Annotated in this window: 14 protein-coding genes; 5 read left to right on the forward strand and 9 right to left on the reverse strand. The window is 73.4% G+C overall.

The features are described 5' to 3' along the window. Positions 1-62: 62 nt before the first annotated feature. Together ACFWU6_RS22420 and map are read right to left on the reverse strand one after the other, a co-directional pair. The gene (locus ACFWU6_RS22420) at positions 63-710 is read right to left on the reverse strand and encodes a heme oxygenase (biliverdin-producing) (protein WP_383982708.1); all 648 of its coding nucleotides are present in this window, start codon (positions 708-710) and stop codon (positions 63-65) included. Between the two features lie 138 nt (positions 711-848). Then, entirely contained in the window at positions 849-1,706 is an 858-nt protein-coding gene (gene map / locus ACFWU6_RS22425) for a type I methionyl aminopeptidase (RefSeq protein WP_383982710.1), read from the reverse strand. Positions 1,707-1,778: 72 nt separating this feature from the next. Here map and ACFWU6_RS22430 point away from each other — a divergent pair, with 72 nt between their 5' ends. After that, positions 1,779-2,021 (forward strand): hypothetical protein, encoded by a 243-nt coding sequence (locus ACFWU6_RS22430; protein WP_383811324.1) that lies wholly within the window; start codon positions 1,779-1,781, stop codon positions 2,019-2,021. 18 nt (positions 2,022-2,039) lie between these two features. Here the strand turns inward: ACFWU6_RS22430 and ACFWU6_RS22435 are convergent, their stop codons facing one another. Next, entirely contained in the window at positions 2,040-2,645 is a 606-nt protein-coding gene (locus ACFWU6_RS22435; RefSeq protein ID WP_383811326.1) for a hypothetical protein, read from the reverse strand. 114 nt (positions 2,646-2,759) lie between these two features. Here ACFWU6_RS22435 and npdG point away from each other — a divergent pair, with 114 nt between their 5' ends. After that, on the forward strand, positions 2,760-3,476 hold the full coding sequence (npdG, locus tag ACFWU6_RS22440) for an NADPH-dependent F420 reductase (RefSeq protein WP_383811329.1): 717 nt from the start codon (positions 2,760-2,762) through the stop codon (positions 3,474-3,476). Between the two features lie 208 nt (positions 3,477-3,684). Here the strand turns inward: npdG and ACFWU6_RS22445 are convergent, their stop codons facing one another. Continuing rightward, a complete protein-coding gene (locus ACFWU6_RS22445) occupies positions 3,685-5,796 on the reverse strand; it encodes a TerD family protein (protein WP_383982713.1) in 2,112 nt (703 codons plus the stop codon). 245 nt (positions 5,797-6,041) lie between these two features. Between ACFWU6_RS22445 and ACFWU6_RS22450 the strand changes: the two genes are divergently transcribed. Further along, entirely contained in the window at positions 6,042-6,230 is a 189-nt protein-coding gene (locus ACFWU6_RS22450) for a hypothetical protein (protein WP_383811333.1), read from the forward strand. A gap of 18 nt (positions 6,231-6,248) precedes the next feature. Here the strand turns inward: ACFWU6_RS22450 and ACFWU6_RS22455 are convergent, their stop codons facing one another. Continuing rightward, positions 6,249-7,049, reverse strand: a complete 801-nt coding sequence (locus ACFWU6_RS22455; protein WP_383811335.1) for a site-2 protease family protein — start codon at positions 7,047-7,049, stop codon at positions 6,249-6,251. A gap of 73 nt (positions 7,050-7,122) precedes the next feature. On the opposite strand from ACFWU6_RS22455, the gene ACFWU6_RS22460 reads away from it, so the two are divergent. Then, entirely contained in the window at positions 7,123-10,485 is a 3,363-nt protein-coding gene (locus ACFWU6_RS22460; protein ID WP_383982715.1) for a BTAD domain-containing putative transcriptional regulator, read from the forward strand. A 55-nt stretch (positions 10,486-10,540) separates the two neighbouring features. Here ACFWU6_RS22460 and ACFWU6_RS22465 read toward each other — a convergent pair whose 3' ends face one another. From ACFWU6_RS22465 to panB, 3 genes are all read right to left on the reverse strand, one after another. Next, a complete protein-coding gene (locus tag ACFWU6_RS22465; RefSeq protein WP_383982718.1) occupies positions 10,541-11,392 on the reverse strand; it encodes an ABC transporter permease in 852 nt (283 codons plus the stop codon). Then, positions 11,389-12,411 (reverse strand): ATP-binding cassette domain-containing protein, encoded by a 1,023-nt coding sequence (locus ACFWU6_RS22470; protein WP_383811343.1) that lies wholly within the window; start codon positions 12,409-12,411, stop codon positions 11,389-11,391. Before ACFWU6_RS22470 ends, ACFWU6_RS22465 begins: the two co-directional genes overlap by 4 nt. A 156-nt stretch (positions 12,412-12,567) precedes the next feature. Continuing rightward, positions 12,568-13,437, reverse strand: coding sequence for a 3-methyl-2-oxobutanoate hydroxymethyltransferase (gene panB, locus ACFWU6_RS22475; protein WP_383811346.1), 870 nt, complete (start codon positions 13,435-13,437; stop codon positions 12,568-12,570). 288 nt (positions 13,438-13,725) lie between these two features. Between panB and ACFWU6_RS22480 the strand changes: the two genes are divergently transcribed. Continuing rightward, positions 13,726-14,754, forward strand: a complete 1,029-nt coding sequence (locus tag ACFWU6_RS22480; RefSeq protein ID WP_383811349.1) for an endonuclease/exonuclease/phosphatase family protein — start codon at positions 13,726-13,728, stop codon at positions 14,752-14,754. Between the two features lie 105 nt (positions 14,755-14,859). Here ACFWU6_RS22480 and ACFWU6_RS22485 read toward each other — a convergent pair whose 3' ends face one another. Further along, positions 14,860-16,614 (reverse strand): NAD+ synthase, encoded by a 1,755-nt coding sequence (locus ACFWU6_RS22485; RefSeq protein ID WP_383982721.1) that lies wholly within the window; start codon positions 16,612-16,614, stop codon positions 14,860-14,862. Positions 16,615-16,682 lie beyond the last annotated feature (68 nt).

The following is a 16,682-nucleotide window of genomic DNA, read 5'->3' on the forward strand; positions in this document are numbered from 1 at the left end:
ACGCCGAGGGGCCGGAGCGGAGCCCGCAGGCACCGGCCCGGCCCGGACCTGCCCGCGTACGGCTACGCGCTGAGCGGGAACCGCTCGCCCAGCTCGCGGAAGACCGCGCCGTTGAAGTCGAAGGCGCGCTTGCACTCGTCGATGATGCGCTGCTTCTCCAGGTCGTCCGCGGCGATCGCGTCGAGGAGCTCGCGGTAGGTCCGCTTGAAGGCGGCGGGGTTGGGGATGTCCGCGAAGACGTAGAAGCGGACGCCGTCGCCCTTGCGCGCGAAGCCCCAGGTGCGCTCCGCCTTGTCGCGGATGATCTGGCCGCCGGAGAGGTCGCCCAGGTAGCGGGTGTAGTGGTGGGCGACGTAGCCTCCCGGCCACCGGGCGGCGCACTCGGCGACCCGGGCGGCGTACGCCTCGGTCGCGGGCAGCGCCGCCACGGTCTCCCGCCAGCCGTCGCCCAGCAGGTGCGCGAGGTCGCGCTCGATCTCGGCGACGCGCATCAGCTCGGGCCGGATGAAGGGGCCCGCCACCGGGTCGTCCCGCAGGGAATCCGCGGCGTCCTCCAGGGCCCGGTACACGAACCACAGCTGCTCGGTGTAGCGCGTGTACGCGTCCACTCCGAGCCGTCCGCCCAGCAGGTCGCCCATGAAGGTCGACGTCTCGGCCTCCGTGTGCTGCTCGTGCGAGGCGGTACGGATGGCCGTGGAGAAGGCAACCAAGACGGACCTCCAGGAAGAGGGAGCGGGCGTGGCGGCCGCGCCGCCACTCCGATCCTCCTACGCGGGCCTGCCCCGGTCAATGCGTTCCCGACGCGGTGTCGGTAAATGCGCGGGTCCGCTCCCCGGCCTCCCCGGCGCCTACGGCAGGGTCAGGATCTCCGCCCCGGTGTCCGTCACCACCAGCGTGTGCTCGAACTGCGCGGTCCGCTTGCGGTCCTTGGTGACGACCGTCCAGCCGTCCGCCCACATGTCGTACTCGTGAGTGCCCAGGGTCAGCATCGGCTCGATGGTGAAGGTCATCCCGGGCTCGATGAGGGTGGTCGCGTGCGGGCTGTCGTAGTGCGGGACGATCAGGCCGGAGTGGAAGGAGGAGTTGATGCCGTGCCCGGTGAAGTCCCGGACCACTCCGTAGCCGAAGCGCTTCGCGTACGACTCGATGACCCGGCCGATGATGTTGATCTGGCGGCCCGGCTTGACGGCCTTGATGGCGCGGTTCAGCGCCTCGCGGGTGCGCTCCACCAGCAGGCGCGACTCCTCGTCCACCTCACCGCACAGGTAGGTGGCGTTGTTGTCGCCGTGCACCCCGCCGATGTACGCGGTCACGTCGAGGTTCACGATGTCGCCGTCGCGCAGGACGGTGGAGTCGGGGATGCCGTGGCAGATGACCTCGTTGACGGAGGAGCACAGCGACTTGGGGAAGCCCCGGTAGCCGAGCGTCGAGGGATAGGCCCCGTGGTCGCACATGTAGTCGTGGGCGACCTTGTCGAGTGCGTCGGTGGTCACCCCCGGCGCGATCAGCTTGGCGGCCTCTTCCATCGCCTGGGCGGCGATCCGGCCGGCGGTGCGCATGGCCTCGATGGTCTCGGCCGACTGCACCTCCGGTCCGGTGTACGGAGCGGGCGCGGGCTTGCCCACGTACTCGGGACGGCGGATGTTTCCGGGAACGGAACGGGCGGGGGAGAGCTCGCCTGGTACGAGCAGCGACTGACCGGACATGCAAGCGAGTGTATCCAGCGGGTATGGGGCAGGCTGGCGACAGAGAGCGGCATCGAGAGGAGCTCTACGACGATGGCCCTGTTCAAGAAGCGCCAGGTGGGCAAAGCGGGCGAGTGGTACTACTGCCTGGTCCACACGAAGGTGGAAGAGGGCCCCGAGTGCCCGGCGAAGGACCGCTTCGGCCCGTACGGGACCCCTGCGGAGGCGACCCACGCCATGGAGACGGCGCAGGAGCGCAACCTCGAATGGCAGAACGACCCCAAGTGGAACGACAGGACCCGCGAACAGGAAGAGGACGGCGGCACCACGCCCTGAGGACCAGGACCACCGGTCCTACCAGCGGGTGGGCGGCGGGGCGGTCAGCTGGTCGGCCAGCCGCGCCAGCCGGTCCCGGAACCGGCCGGCCCCGCGCCGCGCCGGCGGCCCGTTCTCCCCGGCGGCCGCGCTGACCAGGTGCTGCACCGTGTCCAGGTCCAGCTCGGCGCCGTCCTGCGGCACCGACAGCGCGTCGTGCGCGAGGGCTCCCAGGTCCGGGTCCCCGCCGTCCAGGGACAGTACGGTCGCCCCGGCGCGGCGGGCGTCGTGGACCCGCTCCAGCAGCCCCTCGCCGGGCGCCTGCGGAGCCACCACCACCAGCGTGTGCCCGCGCCGGGCCGCCGCCAGCCTGCCCAGCCCCACCGACAGGTGCGGCGGCTCCCCGGGCAGCACGCGGTGGCGCACCAGGGTCGGGGCCAGCTGCGGCAGACCCGACCAGGCGGCCTCGTCCACCAGGTGCGCCGCCAGGTGCCAGGGCTCGTACCCCTCGGTCCCCACCAGCAGCAGTTTCCCGCCCGCCGGCACCACGGACCGCCGCAGCGTCCCGGCGAAGCGCCGCGCGGCGCCCGGCCACTGCGTACCGGCGAGCACCTCGCGCAGCAGCGCGACCCTCACGGCATCCATGCCGGCATCCTGCACCATGCGGGGGCCGCGGGGGCGCCGTTCTCCCGGCCGTACCCGTAAGGCGGAGGGCGCACGCCGTTCGACTCTGCGGGCCCCGGGGTTACCCTCGCCCCCATGACCTCCACAGACAGCACGCAGCAGCCCCCCGCCAAGGCGCCGGCCAAGGACCCGTGGGAGCTCCCCGACGTCTCCGGCCTCGTCGTCGGCGTCCTCGGCGGCACCGGCGACCAGGGCCGCGGCCTCGCCTACCGGCTCGCCCGGGCCGGCCAGAAGGTGATCATCGGCTCCCGCGCCGCCGACCGCGCGCGGAGCGCCGCCGCCGAGCTGGGACTCGGCGTCGAGGGCGCGGACAACGCCGAGTGCGCCCGCCGCAGCGACATCGTGATCGTCGCGGTGCCGTGGGAGGGCCACGCCAAGACCCTCGAGTCGCTGCGCGAGGACCTCGCGGGCAAGCTCGTGGTCGACTGCGTCAACCCGCTCGGCTTCGACAAGCAGGGCGCCTACGCCCTCCGGGTCGACGAGGGCAGCGCGGCCCAGCAGGCCGCCGCCCTGCTCCCGGACTCCCGCGTCACGGCGGCCTTCCACCACCTTTCGGCGGTCCTGCTCCAGGACGAGTCGATCGAGGAGATCGACACGGACGTGATGGTCCTCGGCGAATCCCGCGCCGACACCGACCTGGTCCAGGCCCTGGCCGCCCGCATCCCTGGCATGCGCGGAGTCTTCGCGGGCCGCCTGCGCAACGCCCACCAGGTGGAGTCCCTGGTGGCGAACCTGATCTCCGCGAACCGCCGCTACAAGGCCCACGCGGGCCTGCGCATCACGGACGTCTGACCCCGGCCACGGACGTCTGACCCCGGCCACGGACGTCTGACCCGGGTCACGGACGTCTGACCCGGGTCACGGACGCCTGACCCGGGTCACGGACGCCTGACCCGGGTCACGGACGTCTGACCCGGGCCGCCCGCCCGCCGCTCCCCGGGGGCCCGCGCTGCCCGGCCGCTCGGCCCCGCCCGGCCGGAGCGCCGGGCGGGGCCGCGGGTCAGCTCCGGCGCCCCGTACGGGCCTCCACGGGTCCCAGGTGCGCCACCACCCCGTGGTAGAAGCGCTCGACGGCCTCGTCGACGCTGCGGATGAACCCGGATTCGGTGTTGCCGCGGCTGTTGCCCATGCCCTTGATCAGCGACAGCCGGAAACCGTCGGGCGGCCCGCCGTCCCTGGGCAGCAGATCGCCCGGCTCCGGGCGCAGCCGCTCCAGGGTGCCGCGCGGGCCGTGCCCACCGTCGACCAGGCTCTCCACGTGCAGGTCCGCCGGGGCCTCGGCGAGCAGCCTCACCATCCGCTTCGCGGCGGCCAGCGGGTACGCGGCCTCCGGTGCCGGGACGTCGACGGACGTGCGCACCTTCCCCGTCCGCAGGTCGGCGACGACCGCGATGACGCTGCCGGTTCCGTCGACGCGAAGCTCCGCCGCCAGCCTGCCCTCCGCGCACAACGTTCCGGCGGCGGCGACACGGCGCGCCCGCGGATCGCTCCCGCGCCGGGCCCGCTGCACCGGGAGGGCCTTCTGCCCGAGCTCCCCGCCCAGGCGCAGACACACCTGGCGGATCAGGCGCTCCCAGCTCTCCACGACGTCCACGGCCCGGTCGTCGCCGAGGCTGAGGGTCTCGTCCTCGATTCCCCTGCGCACGGGTACCCAGGCCGGGCCCATGTTCTGGAACCCGTGGCATCCGGAGTTCTCGTGCTGGAGGTACTCCAACAGTTCCTGCAGCAGCCAGGCGTGGGCGGGGTTGCCGACGCCCTCGTGGCGGATCAGCATCTGTGCCTGGTGGGCCACCTCCGCCCAGGACAGGTGCCACAGGCTGACCTTGTGCTTGCGCCGGCCGTCGATCTTCACGTCCACCACGGGGGCACCGTCGAGTGCCACGTCGTTCGAGAGTGTGATCACCGCCTCGTAGCCGCGGCGCGCCGCGATGTCCATGTACTGCTGCACCTGCTCGGCCTTGAGCGGGTTCCCGTTCGTCTTCGTCTCGACGAGGGCGGTCCACAGCTTCCCGGCGCGCTCCACCCGGATCACCCCGTCCGGCCGCTTGGGGGTGTCGCCGTGCGGGAGGGGGACCTCGGTGAAGGTCTGCATCCGCCCGGCGGGTGCGCCGAACCCCGCGGTCAGGCGCCGCCCCAGCTCGGGGACCTGCTCCATCACCGACAGCAGGACCGAGGTGGCCCGCACCTCGCGCTCCTTGTCGCTCTTGAGGGAGGGGACCGGGAAGAGCCGCGCGGCCCGCCAGGAGTCGTTCTCGGCGAGCGACTTCCTGGCCACTCGGGGCAGGGTCACCTTCTTCCGCGTCGTACGCGGGCCGCGGGCACCGCGGCTCTGCCCCGGCACGGCGGCCGCCGCAGCGGTGTCCGCGGCGGTCGTCGCCGGGGGTGCCGGGGATTCGGCGGGTCGGGCGGGTGCGCCGGGCGGTTCCGGCACGGCGGCCGCGCCGCCGGACGGTTCCCCGGCCGCGCCGGGGCCCGGGGCCGCATCCGCACCGGTGCCGGGACCAGGACCGGGACCGGCACCGGCACTGGCGTTCGCGCCCGGTTCCGGGACGCCCGGCTCCTCGGACTCCCCGGCCACGGAGATGCCGAAGTCCGTGGCAAGGCCGGCGAGGCCGGTCTCGTACCCCTGGCCCACGGCCCGGAACTTCCACTCCCCGCCGCGCCGGTACAGCTCGCCGAAGATGAACGCCGTCTCCACGCTCGCGTCGTCGATGGAGAAGCCCGCCAACAGCTCGCCCGACCGGTCCCTGACGGTCATCCGCAGGTCGTCGAGGTCCCCGAAGCGGGCGCCGCCGTACTGGCTGGCCGCCACCACGATCCGCGCGACGTCCTGCGGCACCGCCGTCAGGTCCAGGCTGATGCGGTCCTCGTCGCCGCTGTCGGTCGGCGTCTTGCCCAGCAGCTGCACACTGCCGTCGGCGGCGGCCGGGTTGTTGTAGAAGTAGAAGTCGTTCTCGCCGCGGACCTTGCCGCTGCCGTCGAGGAGCAGCACGGACACGTCGGCGTCGCCGGCTCCGGAGGCACTCGTCCAGCTCAGGCTCACGACCACCGAACCGGCGTCCTCGCCGAGGGCGGTCAGGCTGACGTTCGCGCCCTTTGGGATCTCCTGCATGTCTTCCCCCCACTCGCCCGGCGGCGCCGTCGCGGGCCGAGCAGGCCGAGCGGCCGGGCTGTCGATCTGCTCCCGCCAAGAGCAGGCGGGTATCCGCCGAACCGTAGCGCCGGGTCGAGGGGGAGGTCAGGCAAAGCCGGAAACAAGCCCGCGCGCGAACCGCGGCACCTTTACGGGACCACTGCGGGGCATGGGGGACACTGGTGGGGCTCGACCCCGTTCAGTGTTTCCGAGGAGCCCGCCCCATGCCCCGCCTTGCCGTCTTCGCCGTTGTCGTCTGCGTCCTCGCCGTGGCCGCGGCCGTGGTCGCCTTCGTGGAGGGCAGCTTCCTCGGGATCGTGTGGGTGCTGCTGGCCGGCCTCACGTCCAACATGGCCTGGTACTACCAGCGCAAGGCGAAGGCCGAGCGGGCCGCCGCCGGCCGGACCGCCTGAGGGACGGCGGGACCCCCCTCAGCCCTGCGGGATCTCGCAGAAGCCGTCGCCGTCCTGCCAGAAGCGGTACAGGTCGCGCCCGCAGTACGTGTCCAGGTCCGAGACGCCCAGCACGGACAGCAGGTCCTGGACCACGTCGAAGAAGAAGCCGTTCACCTCCGGGATCCACAGCAGCGCGAACACCGCGATCAGGCCGAACGGCGCCAGCGGCGCCACCTCGCCGCGCACCCGCCGCGACAGCCAGGGCTCGATGACCCCGTACCCGTCGAGGCCCGGCACCGGCAGGAAGTTCAGGATCGCCGCCGAGACCTGGAGCAGCGCGAGGAAGGCGAGCGCGAAGCGGAACGCCGGCGGGACCCCGTCCAGGGCGCCCAGCCAGAACGGCGCCGTGCAGACCGCGGCGAAAGCCACGTTCGTCAGCGGTCCGGCCGCCGAGATCAGGCTGTGCCTCCAGCGGCCCCGGACCCGGTCGCGCTCGATGTACACGGCCCCGCCGGGCAGGCCGATGCCGCCCAGGATCACGAAGACCACCGGCAGGACGATGCTGAGCAGCGCGTGCGTGTACTTCAGGGGGTTGAGCGTCAGGTAGCCCTTGGCGCCCACCGTGAGGTCGCCGCTGTGCAGCGCGGTGCGGGCGTGCGCGTACTCGTGCAGGCAGAGGGAGACGATCCACGCCGAGGTCACGAAGAGGAACACCGCCAGCCCGGTGCTCGTGGAGTAGCCGGTCCACACGGCCCAGCCGGTGACCGCCATCACGGCGGCGATGCCCAGGAATACGGAACTGATCCGCCGCTCGCCGCGGCTGCCCTGATGACCCATGCGGCGAAACCTATCCCGGTGCCGGGACGGAAAAGCGGTCGGGGCCGGGACGGGGTCCGGTGACAATGGGCCGGTGCGTTACGCGATCCTCGGCACCACCCAGGCCATCCGCGACGACGGGAGCACCGTCGCCGTCGGCGGGGCGCGCCTGCGTGCGCTGCTGACCGCCCTCGCGCTGCGGCCGGGCCGTGCCGTGCCGGCGCACCTGCTGGTCGACCAGGTGTGGGACGGTGATCCGCCGGCCGCCGCCCCGGCCGCCCTGCAGGCGCTCGTCGCCCGGCTGCGGCGGGCGCTGGGGCACGCGGCCGTGCGGTCCGCCGAGGGCGGCTACCTGCTGGCCGCCGAGCGCGAGGACGTCGACCTGTACCGCTTCGAGCGGCTGGCCCGGACCGGCGGCGAGGCGCTGGCCCAAGGGGACCCGGCCAAGGCCACCGCCCTGTACGAGGACGCCCTCGCGCTGTGGCGCGGCCCGGCGCTGGCGGACCTCCCGGATCCCGAGACCGCGGAGTCCGCGCGCTGGGAGGCCGTACGGCTGGACGCCCGCCGGGGCCGGCTCGCCGCGGCGCTCGCCCTGGGCGAGGCGGACCGCGTCCTGCCCGAGCTCACCGCGCTGTGCGCGCAGCAGCCGCTGGACGAGCCGCTGCACGCCCTGCGCATCCGTGCGCTGCGGGACACCGGCCGGCCCGCGGAGGCACTGGCCGCCTACGACACGGTCCGCCGCGGCCTCGCGGCCCGCCTGGGAGCCGACCCGGGCCCGGTCCTGCGCGCCCTGCACACCGAACTCCTCACACCCCCGGCCGCCGCCCCGAACCCCGCAGCCGCCCCCGCCCCGGACCCGGAAACGGCAACCGGCCGGGACCCCGGCCCCGGGCAGCGCCCCGAACCGTCTCCGGCGCCGACGCCGGCGGACCAGCGCGGGAACCTGCGGGCGCGGCTGACCACCTTCGTCGGGCGCGAGGACGACATCCGCGTCATCGGCGACGACCTCGCGCGGGCCCGGCTCGTCACCCTGCTGGGGCCCGGCGGGGCCGGCAAGACCCGGCTGTCCCAGGAGGCCGCCGAGGCGCACGCGGCATCGGCCGACTGGTCCGACGGCGTCTGGCTGGTCGAGCTGGCCCCCGTCGACGACCCGGAGGACGTCGCCGAGGCCGCCCTCGCCGCGCTCGGCGCGCGCGAGACCAAGCTGCGCGGCGCCGCCGCCGAGGAGATGCGCGCCCTGACCGAACGCGCCGGGGACGACACCCTCGCCCGCCTCGCCGAGCACTGCGCGCGCCGTCGGCTCCTGCTGGTCCTCGACAACTGCGAGCACGTCATCGGCGCGGCGGCCGAGCTCGCCGAGCGGGTCCTCACCCACTGCCCCGGCGTGCAGATCCTGGCCACCAGCCGCGAACCGCTCGGCGTGCCGGGGGAGACCCTGCGCCCCGTGGAGCCGCTGCCCGACCCCGTGGCGCTGCGTCTCCTCGGCGACCGGGGGGCCGCCGCCCGGCCGGGATACCGCACCGACGAGGACCCGGCCGCCGCGGTGGAGATCTGCCGCCGGCTGGACGGGCTGCCGCTGGCGATCGAGCTGGCCGCGGCGCGGCTGCGGCTGCTCAGCCCGCGGCAGATCGCGGACCGCCTGGACGACCGGTTCCGGCTGCTGACCAGTGGTTCCCGTACGGTCCTGCCCCGCCAGCAGACGCTGCGGGCGGTCGTGGACTGGTCCTGGGACCTCCTGGACGGGCCCGAGCGCGCGGTCCTGCGCCGGCTGTCCGTCTTCGCGGGCGGATGCGACCTCACGGCTGCCGAGGCCGTCTGCGCCGACCCCGCCTACGACGTCGCCGACGTCCTCGGCTCCCTCGTCGACAAGTCCCTCGTCGTGGCCGCCCCCGCCCCGCACGGCACGGACATGCGCTACCGCCTCCTGGAGACCGTGGGCGAGTACGCAGCCGAGCGGCTCGCCGAGGTCGCCGGCGACCGCGCCGCCACCGAACGGCGCCACCTCGTCCACTACCGCGAACTCGTCCGCACCGCCGAGCCCCTGCTGCGCGGCCACGGCCAGCGCGCGGCCGCCGACCGCATCGCCACCGAGTACGAGAACCTGCGGACCGCCCTGCGCCGGGGCATCGCCGCCCGCGCCGCCGACGAGGTGCTGTGCCTGGTCCACTCCCTCGTCTGGTACTGGCACATGCACGACCTGCGGACCGAGTCCCGGCACTGGTCCGAGGCGGCGGCGCCGCTGGGCCCCGACCCCTTCGCGCCGCCCGCCGCCCCCGCCGAGCCCGTCTACGGGCGGATCGTCGACACGCCCCCGCCGTACTCCGGAGAGATGCTCACCGAGGGCTGGCGCGGCCTCCAGATGATCCGGCTGGCCTCGCGCGACCAGGGCAACGACAACTGGAACACCCCCGAGGTCCGCGGTCAGGTCGACGGGATGCTCGCCGTGTACCGGCCGGGCCTCCCGCAGACCTGCCGCCCGCCCGCGGGCCTGTGGATCTACGCCGTCATGATCGCCGGTGACGCGGAACTGCTGCGGCGGGTCGTGCACGAGACGGTGGACACCGCCCGCGGACTCGGCTTCGACTGGGAACTGGCCTCCGCGCTCCAGCTGCGCGCCAACATCCTGGCCAACCGCGCCGACTGGGGCGGCGACGCCACCCGGGACGCGGACGAGAGCCTGGCGCTGTTCCGCAGGCTCGGTGACGACTGGGGCTGCGCCGAGGCGCTCTCGGCGCGCGCCGAGTCCCTGGAGAAGCGGGGCCTGTACGAGTCGGCCACCCAGGACTTCCGTGCCGCGATCGAGCACGCCGAGCGGCTGGGCGCCAAGGCGCAGGTGACGGTGTTGCGGGTGCGGATGGCCGGAACCCTCGCCGAGGCCGGCCGGGGCGAGGAGGCCGAGGAGATCCTCACGGAGATCGTCGCGACCGTCCAGCGCTACGGCAACGAGGCCATGCCCGCCGCCCGGATGTTCCTCGCGGGCATCCTCGGCCGCTCCGGCCGGATCCCCGAGGCCCGAGCCCAGCTCCAGGCGCTGCGGGAGGAGTTCGCCTTCGGCGCGTACGCGGTCTTCGACGTGTTCCTCCTCGCCACGGTGGCCTGGCTGGACAACCAGGAGGGCCGGTACGAGGACGCGATCGCGGTGGTCCGCAGCGGCGCCGCCGCCGCCCGGGACCCGCTCGCGCTGATGGTCGCGCCGCAACTGCCCGCCGTGTACCTGCTGACGGGGGCCGTCGCCCTCGCCTCGCTCGGCGATCCGCACCGGGCGGCCGACGGCGCGCGCCTGGTCGCCGCCTACCGGGCCCACCTGCCGCCGGGGCACGTCCACGTCTCCACCGAACGCGCGGACGCCGCCCTCGCCGAGGAACGGGCGAGGGCGGCGCTGGGCGACGCGGCGTACGAGGCGGCGTACGCCGAGGGCGGCGGCCTCTCCCTGGAGGAGGCCACCGCCCTCGTCTGACCCGGACGCGCCGGGGTCCGTCCGGGACGCGATCCGGAACGGACCGGCCCGCGGATCAGGTCTTCTGGCGGAACTTGCGCACGGCCAGCGGCATGGTGACCGCCGTGATGGCGACGGACCAGGCCAGGGTCATCCAGACGGAGTTGCCGACCGGCGTCCCGTTGATCAGGGCGCGGGCCGCGTCGGCCAGGTTGGACAGCGGGTTGTAGTCGGTGAAGCTCTGCAGCCAGCCCGGCATGGTGGAGGGCTTGGCGAAGATCGAGCTGCCGAACTGGAGCGGCATCAGTACCAGCATCGCCATGCCCTGGACCGCCTGCGCCGTCTTCATCGTCAGACCGAGCAGGATGAAGATCCACATGAGCGAGGCGCCGAATACGACGGACAGGCCGACGGCGAAGAACAGGTTCAGCACCGGGCCCTGGATCGACAGGCCGAGGATGAAGCCCACGCAGAGCAGGATCGCGATGGCGACCAGCATCCGGCCGACCTCGACGACGATCTTGGCGAGCAGCACGGAGGACCGGGCGATCGGCATGGACCGGAAGCGGTCCATCACGCCCTTCTTGAAGTCGTCGTTGACTCCGGTGCCCACCGCCATGGCGATGTTCATGCCCATCATGGCCATCAGGCCCGGGACCAGGTAGCTGACGTACTCGCCCTGGTTGCCCTTGCCGGAGACGGCTCCGCCGAAGACGAAGACGAACAGCAGCGTGAAGATGATCGGCATGAACAGGACGTCGAACATCGACTCGGGGTCCTGCTTGATCTGCAGGGCGTTGCGGCGCACCAGGGCGCCGATGTGCCGCAGGTTGGCCCGCAGGCCGATCCGGCCCTCCCCGGGCAGGGCCGCCGCGGCGGCCGGGGCGGCCGCGGTGTCGGCGGGCTTCGTCGTGGTTGCGGTGCTCATGCCGCGACCTCCTCGGTCTTCTCGGTCGCAACGCGGTCCTCGGACGAGGAGGGCTTCTGCCCGGTGATGGACAGGAACACCTCGTCGAGGCTGGGCAGGTAGGTGCCTAGGTCGGCGATGGCGTAGCCGCGGGCGGCCAACAGGCCCACCACGGCCGTCAGCTGCTCGTCACTCAGGATCGGGACCAGCAGGACGCCTTCGTCCGGCACGGCCTGGGAGCCGGCCACGCCGTCCAGGCCGGCCTCGGCCAGCGAACGGGCCATGCCCGGCAGGTCGGAGGCGTCCGCCGGGCGGATCCTCAGGGTCCGGCCGCCGACGCGCGCCTTCAGCTCGTCGACCTTGCCGTTCGCGATGACCTTGCCCCGGTCGATGACCGTCAGCTCACTGGCGAGCTGCTCGGCCTCCTCCATGTACTGGGTGGTGAGCAGGACGGTGGCCCCCTCGGCGACCATCCGCTGCACCTCGTCCCACACCTCGTTGCGGGTGCGGGGGTCGAGGCCGGTGGTCGGCTCGTCCAGGTAGAGGACGGCCGGGCGGCCGATCATGGAGGCGGCCAGGTCGAGCCGGCGGCGCATGCCGCCCGAGTAGTGCATCGCGGCCTTCTTCGCCGCGTCGGTGAGCGAGAACCGCTCCAGCAGTTCGTCGGCGCGGGACCGGGCGTCCTTGCGGGACAGGTCGAGCAGCCGGCCGATCATGTAGAGGTTCTCCCAGCCGGAGAGCTTCTCGTCGACCGAGGCGTACTGGCCGGTCAGGCCTATGGTGCGGCGCAACTGCCGCGGCTGGCGGACCACGTCGTAGCCCGCGACGGTCGCCGTGCCCGCATCCGGGACGACCAGGGTGGAGAGGCAGCGCACCAAGGTGGTCTTGCCGGCGCCGTTGGGCCCGAGGACCCCGAGGACGGTTCCCTCGCGGACGTCCAGGTCCACCCCGTCGAGGGCCTTGGTCTCGCCGTAGTGCTTGACCAGCCCCCGTACCTCTACCGCGTTGGGATTCTTGTCTTTTCGCGTCATGTCCCTCATGGGACCATCCGCCACTGACAAAGCACCGACAGCCGACCGACAGCCGACCGACAGCCGGCCGACGGGGAGCCGACAGCCCGCCGGCGCCGTGCCGGCGGGCTGTCGGGCCGTGCGTCGTGCCGGGGCGCGGCGGGCGGACCCGCCGCACCCTCGGCCTCAGTGGAAGGCGTGCTCCTCCAGCGGGAACGTTCCGCCGACCACGTCCTCGGCGAAGGCCTTCGCCGCGTCACCCATGGTCTTGCGGAGGTTCGCGTACTGCTTCACGAACTTCGGCATCCTGCCGCCGGTCAGACCCATCATGTCGGTCCACACCAGCACCTGCGCGTCGCACTCCGAGCCGGCTCCGATGCCGACCGTCGGGATGTGCAGGGACCGGGTGACCTCGGCGGCCAGCTCCGCCGGGACCAGCTCCAGCACCACCGCGAAGGCGCCCGCGTCCTGCGCCGCCTTGGCGTCGCGCAGCAGCTGGTGGGCGGCCTCGTCCCCGCGCCCCTGCACCCGGTAGCCCATGGCGTTGACGGACTGCGGGGTCAGGCCCAGGTGGGACATGACCGGGATGCCCGACTGCACGATCAGCTCGGTCTGGGCCAGCGAGCGCTCGCCGCCCTCCAGCTTGACCGCACCGACCCCGGCCTCCTTGACCAGGCGGGTGGCGCTGCGCAGCGCCTGCACGGCGCCTTCCTGGTACGAGCCGAACGGCAGGTCGCCGACGATCAGCGCGCGGCGGGTGCCCCGGACGACGGCCGCCGACAGCAGGGTCATCTCGTCCATCGTCACCGGGACGGTCGTCTCGTAGCCGAGGTGGCAGTTGCCCATCGAGTCGCCGACGAGCATGACCGGGATGCCGGCCTCGTCGAAGACGGACGCGGTCATCGCGTCGTAGGCGGTGAGCATGGGCCACTTCTCGCCGCGCTCCTTGGCGAGGGTCAGGTCGCGGACGGTGATGCGCCGGGTGCCCGTGCCTCCGTAGAGGGTGGGGGAGGCCGCTGATGCGGATTCGCGGGCAGGCGAAACGGCATGCGTCATGGCAACTGCTCCTTGTGTCATCTCGAGGCGCCCTCACGGCGTCCCCGGACTCACCACCCATGGTGGCATCCCCGCGGCCCGGGGCGGAAGTGGTGGGGAGGGCGCGCCCGGCCCGCATGCTCGAATGTGCGCGTTTCGTGACAAGCGGAACCCGGGGCGTACGGTCGTTCGTCCTTGCGGACGTACGACCGCGACAGGCGGTCGTGACGTACGGCACGGAAGGCCGCGTCGATCGCCTAGGGTCAAGGGGCGGGGACGCAGCGCGAGCACGGCAGTGAGGGCAGTGGCATGGCACAGGCGTACATGACGGAAACGGGGAACGGCGGCTCGGACCCCGAGCCCTCCGGATCCCGCTTCCGCCGCCGGTTGGCCGCCCTGGGCGGTGACCGGGGCATCTGGCGGCGCGGTCTGGTGCTCGCCGCCGTCGCCGCCCTGGCCTCGCTGGTCATGATCTTCCACGCGGACCTGCCCAACGACGTCGGCAACCTCGGCAGCCTCACCGAGACCTTCCTGCCCTGGCTTGGCCTCGCCGTCCCAGTGCTGCTGGGCTGCGCCGTGTACCGGAAGTCCGCGACCGCCCTGATCGCGACACTGCTGACGGCCGCGGTCTGGACGAACATCTTCGGCGGCCTGCTCACCGACAAGTCCGGCTCCGGCGGCAACCTGGTGGTCGCCACCCACAACGTCGACGCCGACAACGCCGATCCGCGCGGCACCGCCGAGTCCGTCGCCCGGTCGGGAGCCGACGTCCTGGCCCTGACCGAGCTGAAGTCGGGCGCCGTCCCGGTCTACGAGAAGGCCCTGGCCGGCACGTACCGGTACCACTCCGTCGAGGGCACCGTCGGGGTGTGGAGCAAGTACCCGCTGGCCTCCAGCCGGCCCGTGGACATCAAGATGGGCTGGGTCCGCGCCATGCGGGCCACCGTCACCACCCCCTCCGGGGAGATCGGCGTCTACGTCGCCCACCTCCCCTCCGTCCGCGTCAAGCTCAACGCCGGCTTCACCGCCAACCAGCGCGACAACAGTGCCGACGCCCTGGGCGCCGCGCTCGCCTCCGAACCGCTGAAGAAGGTCGTCCTGCTCGGCGACCTCAACGGCACCATGAACGACCGGGCCCTGTCCGAGGTCACCTCGCAGATGCGTTCCACCCAGGGCGCGGCGGGCGACGGGTTCGGCTTCAGCTGGCCCGCGCAGTTCCCGATGGCCCGGATCGACCAGATCATGGTCCGCGGGATCAAGCCCGAGGCCTCCTGGACCCTCCCGCGCACCGGCAGCGACCACCTGCCGGTCGCGGCCCGGGTCGCCGTCACGCGGTAGGCCCGGCGCCGCCGTGCGGGGCGAGGGGCGCCGGGCGGGGCGAGGGGCCCCGCCCGCTCCCGAGAGGAGCGGACGGCGCCCCGTCCGCCTGCCCCCGCGGGCGCGCTACGCCCGCTCGCGCCAGCCGTTGGTGATGGGCAGCCGGCGGTCCTTGCCGAAGCCCTTGGCCGAGATCTTCGTGCCCGGCGGGTACTGGCGCCGCTTGTACTCGGCGGTGTCCACCATCCGCAGGGTCCTGGCGACCAGCTCGGGGTCGAAGCCGGCCGCGACGATCGCGTCCATCCCCTGGTCGCGGTCCACGTACAGGGCCAGGATCGCGTCGAGCACCGGGTAGTCGGGCAGCGAGTCGGTGTCCACCTGGCCCGGCCGCAGCTCGGCGCTCGGCGGCTTCGAGATCGAGCTCTCCGGGATCGGCGGGACCTCGCCGCGCTCGGCCGCGGCCCGGTTGCGGTAGCGGGCGAGCCGGAAGACGTCCGACTTGTAGACGTCCTTGATCGGCCCGTACGCGCCCACCGAGTCGCCGTACAGGGTGGAGTAGCCGACCGCCAGCTCGGACTTGTTGCCCGGGGCCAGCACGAGGTGCCCCTCCTGGTTGGAGACGGCCATCAGCATCGTGCCGCGCAGCCGGGACTGGAGGTTCTCCTCGGCGAGGCCGGTCAGGCCCAGGGAGCCCATGTACGCGTCGAACATCGGCTCGATCGGCACGGTCCGGAAGTTCAGGCCCGTGCGCTCGGCCATGTCGGCCGCGTCGCCCTTGGAGTGGTCCGAGGAGTACTTGGAGGGCATGGAGATGCCGTACACGTTCTGCGCGCCGACCGCGTCGCAGGCGACGGCGGCGACGAGCGCGGAGTCGATGCCCCCGGAGAGTCCGATGAGGACCGAGCGGAATCCGTTCTTCCTGACGTAGGCGCGCAGGCCCACGACGAGCGCGTCGTAGACCTCCTCGTCGTCGTCGAGGCGGTCCGCGTAGCCGCCGGCCACGACCGCCTCGTACGCCTCGACGGGCTCCTCGGACAGGATCACGCGGTCGATCCGCAGACCGTCGTCCACCACGCCCGCGGGGGCGTCCCCGCGGGCGGCGGGCAGGTCGAGGTCGACGACGACACAGCCCTCGGAGAACTGCGGGGCGCGGGCGACGACCTCGCCGGAGGCGTCGACGACGATCGAGTCGCCGTCGAACACCAGCTCGTCCTGGCCGCCGATCATGGCCACGTACGCGAGGGTGCAGCCGGCCTCCCGGGCCCGCCTGCGCACGAGGTCCAGGCGGACGTCGTCCTTGTTGCGCTCGTACGGGGAGGCGTTGATCGAGATCAGCAGCCCGGCCCCGGCGGAGCGGGTCGCGGGCACCCGGCCGCCGTCCTGCCAGAGGTCCTCGCAGATGGCCAGGGCCACGTCGATGCCCCGGACCCGGATGACGGGCTGGGTGTTGCCCGGCACGAAGTACCGGAACTCGTCGAATACCCCGTAGTTGGGGAGGTGGTGCTTGGCGAACCGCAGGACGACCTCCCCGCGGTGCAGCACCGCGGCCGCGTTCTCCGGGGAGCCGGCCGGCCTGCCGAGGCGGGGCACGGCCTGCTCGGTGCGGTCGAGGTAGCCGACGACGACCGGAAGCTCCCCGAGACCCTCGGCCGCCAGGCGCTCCGCGAGGGCGCGCAGCGCGCTGCGGGAGGCCTCGACGAAGGACCCGCGCAGGGCGAGGTCCTCGACGGGGTAGCCGGTCAGCACCATCTCCGGGAACGCCACCAGGTGGGCGCCCTGCTCGGCGGAGTGCCGGGTCCAGTGGACGACCGAGTCGGCGTTGGCGGCGATGTCGCCGACGTGCGAGTCGATCTGATTCAGCGCGAGGCGTAGTTGAGGCACGGGGCCCAGTCTAATCGTCTGAGTGACGCGATGTCCTGGGCCCCGCCGTCCGCGCCGCGCCCGCAGGA

Source organism: Streptomyces sp. NPDC058674 (genome assembly GCF_042716505.1).
GTDB lineage: Bacteria > Actinomycetota > Actinomycetes > Streptomycetales > Streptomycetaceae > Streptomyces.

Excerpts from the sequence above, each read along its gene's own strand:
- map (WP_383982710.1), bottom strand. The coding sequence starts at position 1,706 with ATGTCCGGTCAGTCGCTGCTCGTACCAGGCGAGCTCTCCCCCGCCCGT.
- ACFWU6_RS22430 (WP_383811324.1), top strand. The coding sequence starts at position 1,779 with ATGGCCCTGTTCAAGAAGCGCCAGGTGGGCAAAGCGGGCGAGTGGTAC.
- ACFWU6_RS22435 (WP_383811326.1), bottom strand. The coding sequence starts at position 2,645 with ATGGATGCCGTGAGGGTCGCGCTGCTGCGCGAGGTGCTCGCCGGTACG.
- npdG (WP_383811329.1), top strand. The coding sequence starts at position 2,760 with ATGACCTCCACAGACAGCACGCAGCAGCCCCCCGCCAAGGCGCCGGCC.
- ACFWU6_RS22445 (WP_383982713.1), bottom strand. The coding sequence starts at position 5,796 with ATGCAGGAGATCCCAAAGGGCGCGAACGTCAGCCTGACCGCCCTCGGC.
- ACFWU6_RS22450 (WP_383811333.1), top strand. The coding sequence starts at position 6,042 with ATGCCCCGCCTTGCCGTCTTCGCCGTTGTCGTCTGCGTCCTCGCCGTG.
- ACFWU6_RS22455 (WP_383811335.1), bottom strand. The coding sequence starts at position 7,049 with ATGGGTCATCAGGGCAGCCGCGGCGAGCGGCGGATCAGTTCCGTATTC.
- ACFWU6_RS22465 (WP_383982718.1), bottom strand. The coding sequence starts at position 11,392 with ATGAGCACCGCAACCACGACGAAGCCCGCCGACACCGCGGCCGCCCCG.
- ACFWU6_RS22470 (WP_383811343.1), bottom strand. The coding sequence starts at position 12,411 with ATGAGGGACATGACGCGAAAAGACAAGAATCCCAACGCGGTAGAGGTA.
- panB (WP_383811346.1), bottom strand. The coding sequence starts at position 13,437 with ATGACGCATGCCGTTTCGCCTGCCCGCGAATCCGCATCAGCGGCCTCC.
- ACFWU6_RS22480 (WP_383811349.1), top strand. The coding sequence starts at position 13,726 with ATGGCACAGGCGTACATGACGGAAACGGGGAACGGCGGCTCGGACCCC.